2 protein-coding genes and 1 pseudogene are annotated in these 2,739 nt (G+C 66.0%); all 3 read left to right on the top strand.

The features are described from left to right. The first annotated feature begins 224 nt into the window (after positions 1 to 224). Entirely contained in the window at positions 225 to 578 is a 354-nt protein-coding gene (locus B2527_RS18570; RefSeq protein ID WP_293717031.1) for a CopL family metal-binding regulatory protein, read from the top strand. A gap of 120 nt (positions 579 to 698) precedes the next feature. Then, positions 699 to 2,501 (top strand): copper resistance system multicopper oxidase, encoded by a 1,803-nt coding sequence (locus B2527_RS18575; RefSeq protein ID WP_293717032.1) that lies wholly within the window; start codon positions 699 to 701, stop codon positions 2,499 to 2,501. Further along, a pseudogene (locus B2527_RS18580) lies at positions 2,498 to 2,739 on the top strand (hypothetical protein); the annotation flags it as partial. The gene B2527_RS18575 and the pseudogene B2527_RS18580, both read left to right, overlap by 4 nt.

A 2,739-nucleotide genomic window follows, 5' to 3' on the forward strand; every position in this document is an offset into this window, starting at 1 on the left:
CCCTTGCCCTTGCCCCTGCCGCTGCCCTATTGCCGTCATTCCTGCGAAGGCGGGAATCGCTTTGGCTTTGGCGCTTCCTGCGCCATCCGGGCAGAAGCAAGAGCCAGAGCGATTCCCGCCTTCGCGGGAATGACGATCTGAAAGATGTCCGGGGTTGAAAACCATTCAGCCCCGCCCCCAGCCAGGAATGCTATGGTTCAGCTTCGCCTCCCACCCTGACGCCCGTGCCGCGCATCCTGCTGCCCCTGCTGCTGTGCCTGACCCTGATCGCCGGTGCGGTCGGTTCGGTGTGGTCGGCAACAGCGATGGCCATGCCGATGCAGGCGATGGCGATGGGCGCCAACGACAGCGCGCACGACTGCTGCGATCAGGATGCCACGCTGCATTGCGACGCCGACAAAGCGGCTACGCCCTGCGCCAGCGGCGACCACTGCGACTGCAAACAGCACTGCAACATGCTGCCCAGCAGCGCGATGATGCGGCTTGCACCAATGCGCCATGCCCTGGCGCCAATGCCCCCACTCCCCTCTCGCGACGACGTGGCCCCCGGCCAGCTCAACCGCCCTCCCATCGGCTGATTCCCGCGCCTTGCGGCGCCCGCAGATACCTGCGCCCTGGCATCGCCCCGGGTGCACCCTTGATCTGTTCAGGACACACCACAGCGCATCGTGATGCGGCGGCGTGTCCGGGAGTTCCACATGTCTTCTGATTTCCTTTCCGATTCGCGCTCGGTGCTGTCGCGGCGTCGCTTCGTGCAGGGCCTGGCCCTGGGCGGCGTGGTCGCCGGCGCCGGCATGGCGCGCATCCCGCAGGCGTTTGCCTCCGGGCGCGCCATGGCGGTGCCGCCGGTTGAGCTGCGCGGCACCGAGCTGAACCTTGCGATTGGCCGCTCGGCGGTCAATTTCACCGGCCGCACCCGCCCCGCCATCACCGTCAATGGCTCCTTGCCGGCGCCGATCCTGCGCCTGCGCGAGGGCGATACCGTCAACCTGCGCGTGGCCAACACGCTGACCGACGAAATCACCTCCATCCACTGGCACGGCATCCTGCTGCCGGCCAACATGGACGGCGTGCCGGGGCTGAGCTTCAACGGCATCGCCCCGGGCGAGGCCTACCAGTACCGGTTCCAGCTCAAGCAGTCGGGCACCTACTGGTACCACAGCCATTCGCTGTTCCAGGAGCAGGCCGGCCTGTATGGCGCACTGATCGTTGACCCGTTGGCACCGCCGCCATATCACTTCGACCGCGAACACGTGGTCATGCTCTCGGACTGGACCGACATCGACCCCGATGCGCTGTTCCGGCGCATGAAGAAGATGCCGATGCACGACAACACCTACCAGCGCACGGTCGGTGATTTCATGCGCGACGCACGCAAGGACGGCCTGCGCGAGACCCTGGCCGACCGCGGCATGTGGGGCCGGATGCGGATGACGCCTTCCGACCTGTCCGACATCAATGCCCACACCTACACCTACCTGATGAACGGCACCGCCCCGGCCGGCAACTGGACCGGCCTGTTCCGCAGTGGCGAAAAGGTGCTGCTGCGCTTCATCAACGGCGCCTCGATGACCTACTTCGACGTGCGCATCCCCGGTTTGAAGATGACCGTGGTCGCCGCCGATGGCCAGTACATCCACCCGGTCAGCATCGACGAGTTCCGCATCGCCCCGGCCGAGACCTTCGACGTGATCGTCGAACCGAGCGGCCAGGACGCCTTCACCGTGTTCGCACAGGACATGGGCCGCACCGGCTATGCCTGCGGCACGTTGGCCACGCGCCTGGGTCTGCAGGCACCGATTCCGCAGATTGATCCGCGCCCGCTGCTGACCATGAGCGACATGGGCCACGACATGGGCGGCCATGGCGACCACGCCGGCATGGAAGGCGGTTGCGGCGCCAATATGGGTGCCAAGGGCATGGAAGGCGGCTGCGGTGCGGCGATGGGCCATGCTGCCCATGGCGGCAGCGACAAGTCGCCCAAGCACAAGCCCAGCGAAGCCGGCAATCCGCTGATCGACATGCAGACCGCGGCCACCGAGCCCAAGCTCGATGACCCCGGCATCGGCCTGCGTGACAACGGTCGCAAGGTGCTGACCTATGGCGCGATGCATTCCTTGTTCGAAGACCCGGATGGGCGCGAGCCCGGCCGCGAGATCGAACTGCATCTCACCGGCCACATGGAAAAGTTCGCCTGGAACTTCGACGGCATTCCGTTTGCTGGCGCCGAGCCCATCAAGTTGAACTACGGCGAGCGCATGCGCATCGTGCTGGTCAACGACACGATGATGCAGCACCCGATCCATCTACACGGCGTGTGGAGTGACCTGGAGAACGCCGACGGCGAATTCCAGCTGCGCAAGCACACCATCGACATGCCGCCGGGTACACGCCGCAGCTACCGTGTTCGCGCGGATGCGCTGGGCCGCTGGGCCTTCCACTGCCATCTGCTCTACCACATGGAAGCGGGAATGATGCGCGAAGTGAGGATCGACGCATGAAGACCTTCTCTCACTCGCTGTTGTTCATCGCCCTGGCCGCCAGCGGCAACGCCTTCGCGCAGGACCCGCATGCGGGCCACGCCGGGCACGCCACTGAAGCAAAGCCGGCAGTGGATCCACATGCCGGGCACAACATGCCCAAGGCCAAGCCGGCCGATCCGCATGCTGCACACCGTGGTCATGGCGGCAAGGCCAAGGCTGCTGATCCGCATGCCGGTCATGCCATGCCCAAGGCGGA

The organism is Stenotrophomonas sp. UBA7606 (genome assembly GCF_002477705.1).
GTDB lineage: Bacteria > Pseudomonadota > Gammaproteobacteria > Xanthomonadales > Xanthomonadaceae > Stenotrophomonas.